The organism is Streptomyces sp. NPDC051940, assembly GCF_040680895.1.
Lineage (GTDB): Bacteria > Actinomycetota > Actinomycetes > Streptomycetales > Streptomycetaceae > Streptomyces.
Genome location: NZ_JBFAXR010000261.1, coordinates 1 through 3,297 on the forward strand (window position 1 = coordinate 1; position 3,297 = coordinate 3,297).

2 protein-coding genes are annotated in these 3,297 nt (G+C 70.5%); both read right to left on the minus strand.

Annotated elements, in window-relative coordinates; all coding sequences use genetic code 11:
- Positions 1-146 precede the first annotated feature (146 nt).
- Positions 147-1,253 carry a substrate-binding domain-containing protein gene (locus tag AB0M28_RS40160; protein ID WP_365415744.1) on the minus strand — a complete coding sequence of 369 codons (1,107 nt, stop codon included), beginning with the start codon at positions 1,251-1,253 and terminating at the stop codon, positions 147-149.
- 122 nt (positions 1,254-1,375) lie between these two features.
- A complete protein-coding gene (locus AB0M28_RS40165; RefSeq protein ID WP_365415746.1) occupies positions 1,376-2,575 on the minus strand; it encodes an ROK family transcriptional regulator in 1,200 nt (399 codons plus the stop codon).
- Positions 2,576-3,297: the final 722 nt, after the last annotated feature.

A 3,297-nucleotide genomic window follows, 5' to 3' on the forward strand; every position in this document is an offset into this window, starting at 1 on the left:
CCTTGGGGCGGCCCTAACCCGGGGGCGGGCCCGGTGCCCCCGGCCCGCACCGGGGGCGGGAGCGTTGAGCCCGCCCCCCCGGGTGGTCCGTACGGCGCCCCCGGCCCTGCAGCGGGTGGACGGGCCGGGCGCGCCGTACGCGTCGGTTACTGCAGGCCCGCGGCCTTGCAGGCGGCGGCGTAGTCCGCGGTGCAGATCTGCTCGACGGTCCAGAAGCCGTCCGCGACGACCGTGTCCTTGATGTTGTCCTTGGTGACCAGGACGGGCGTCAGCAGGTTGGACGGGACCTTGTCGCCGGAGCCGGAGACCTTCTCCTGGGTGGCGACGGAGGAGATGTCCTTGCCGTTCAGCAGGTCGACGGCCATCTGCGCGGCGGCCTCGGCCTCGGGCTTGATCGCCTTGTAGACGGTGTAGGACTGGGTGCCCGCCACGATGCGCTGGATGGCGTCGAGCTGGGCGTCCTGGCCGCCGAGGGGCAGGTCGGAGATGCCGGCCGTCTTCATGGAGGCGGCGATACCGGCGGCCATGCCGTCGTTCGCGGAGTAGAAGCCGGCGATGTTCTTGGCGCCGAGCTGGTTGATCGCGGCGGTCGCCTTCTGCGCGGCGACGTCCGGCTTCCAGAGGCCGGACTGGTCGTAGGCGATGTTGACCTTGCCCTTGACCGCGTCCTGGAAGCCCTTCTTGAAGTCCGCGGCGTTCGGGTCGGCCGAGTCGCCGTCAATCTCGACGATCTTGGCGTCCGGGGTGGCCTTGTCGCCGAGGGCGTTCAGCAGGCCCTCGCCCTGGAGCTGGCCGACCTTGTAGTTGTCGAAGGAGACGTAGGCCGAGACCGGGCCCTGGGCGAGGCGGTCGTACGCGATGACCTTGATGCCCTTGTCGACGGCGGCCTGGACGGACGCCTTGATCTGGGCGGAGTCCTGCGCGTCCAGCACCAGGACCTTGACGCCCTTGTTGATCATCGTCTGGACCTGCTGGGCCTGCGTCTGCGGGCTGCTGTTCGCGTTCGCGTACTCGACCTTGATGCTGGGGTCGAGCTCCTTGACCTTGGCCACGAAGAGCGGCTTGTCCTGGCTCTCGTAGCGCGTGGTCTGGGTCTCCGGGAGCAGCAGACCGATGGTCTTGCTGCCCGAGCCCGAGCCGGCCGTCGTCTCGTCGCTGCCGCCGTCGTCGCCCGCCTTGCCACAGGCCGCGGCAGTGAGAACCAGCGAAACAGCTGCGGCACCGACGATGACGCGACGCACCGTTGCGTTCATAAGGGGAAACCTCCCTGACGAGGCCGCGTCGTTGCGGCCGAGGTGAAGAGAAGTCAACTCGGCCGGAACCTTGACGTCAAGAAGTAAATGTTTAACGAGATGGCAACGGCGTCGTTCGTTCTCTAGGTGAATGCAGGCACACGCGAGGGGACAATACCATCCAGAACGGACGTATCGCCCATCTCGCTGAGCACCAGCGCGAGCGCTCCGAGCACCTCCGCGCGGCTGCCGAGCGCGCCGCCCGCGAGCGTCAGCTGCCGTGCGGCGCTTGGGATCGCGTACCGCGCGACGGACTCCCGGATGGGATCCAGGACGAGATCGCCGGCCTCCGCGAGGTCGCCGCCGAGGACGACCCGGCTGGGGTTCAGCAGGTTGCAAAGGGAGGCCACGCCGGAGCCGATGTGACGTCCGACATCCCCCACCACGCGGCGGCAGCCGGGGTCTCCCTCGCGCGCGAGCCGGACCATGCGTTCAACAGTCAGATCCGGGCCGTGGCTGGCTTCGAGGAGCGGGAGGACGTAACGGCCCGCGGTGAAGGTCTCCAGACAGCCGCGGTTGCCGCAGCGGCAAACCGGACCGGACTCGTCCAGGGTGATATGCCCTATTTCTCCGGCCGTACCGCCGGGTCCGCGGTAGATCTGGCCGTTGATCACCAGTCCGGCGCCGACACCGCTGGCGACCTTGATGTACGCCAGGTCCTTCACCCCGCGGCCGGCGCCCCAGACCATCTCGCCGAGGGCCCCGAGGTTGGCGTCGTTGTCGACGTAGACGGGGACGCCGAGGCGCTGTCCGAGGTCCTCGCGGGGGTTGGTGCCCGCCCAGCCCGGGAGGATGGAGGTGGAGCCCAGGACGCCCGTGGCCACGTCGATCGGGCCGGGGACGCCGAGGCCCACGCCGACGGTCTTGGAGGCCGGTACGCCGGTGGCGGCGACCAGGCGCTTGACGAGGCTCTCGGCGCGGTCCAGGCCCTGGGCGGCGGAGGCGTCCACGTCGATCGGCTCGGACTCCTCGGCGAGGATCTGGTGCGCGAGGTTGCCCACGGCGACCCGGAGGTGGGTGTGGCCGAAGTCGACGCCTATGACGATGCCGGCGTCACCGCTCAGCGAGACCGCGCGGGCGCGCCGGCCGCCGGAGGAGGTGGGCGTGACGCTCACCGTGCCGCTCTCCTGCAGCTCGCGCACGATATTGGAGACCGTGGCGGCGGAGAGCCCGGTACTCCTGGCGATCTCTGCCTGGGTGAGCGACCCGGCGAGCCGTACGGCACGTACGACCCGCTCGAGGTTGGCCCGGTGCAGCGAGGACTGCGAGCCCGGAGTCTCCACGACCATCCACTCCCACCTCGACGGGGCGGCACGACGGCCGCGCCCGTCTTCCGGGGCACGGCGATGTGACCCCGGACTGTCTACAACTAGTGAAGTCTAGGCTCGGTGGACACTGTTGTCGGCGTCAAGACCTTGATGAGACTGTGACCTGATATGGGCGGGATTTCAGCCGCCGTCCACGCCCCGGGACGCCGCCCCGGCGCGGCCGTCCGGAGCCGGGACGCCGCGGATCGCCCGGCCGTCCGGAGCCGGGAAGCCGCGGATCGCCCGGCCCGCCGGGCCGGCGGGATCGGGTCCCCCACCCGCGCGGGCGTGACCCGGGGCCCGCGCGAGCCCGGTTCCGAGTCCTCTGCGACATGCCTCTTCACATGTCCGTACCCGCGCGAAGCCGGACGGGACGTCGTCGGGCGCTGTCGCCGCGGGCATGACCCGTTCGACGGGGTGCGGCCCCGAGGCGGTCCCACGGGCCGCCCGGCCCGCCGGATGGCACCCGGCGTCCGCCCCGACCGGCGTGGGCGACAGCGTGATCAACGCCGGGCCGTGCGTGCGGGAGACCGGGAAGTGGACCTCTTCACCTTCCATACGCTGCCGGCCGTGCGGTCCTCCGCAGGAGGAAAACGAGACCGCCCGCCGGGAGCCAACGAACGTTGGCCACCAGGTGTGAGAAGCGTGACAGATGCGGATGTGACAATTCCGCTCGCTTCGGCGCTGAAGGTTATGCG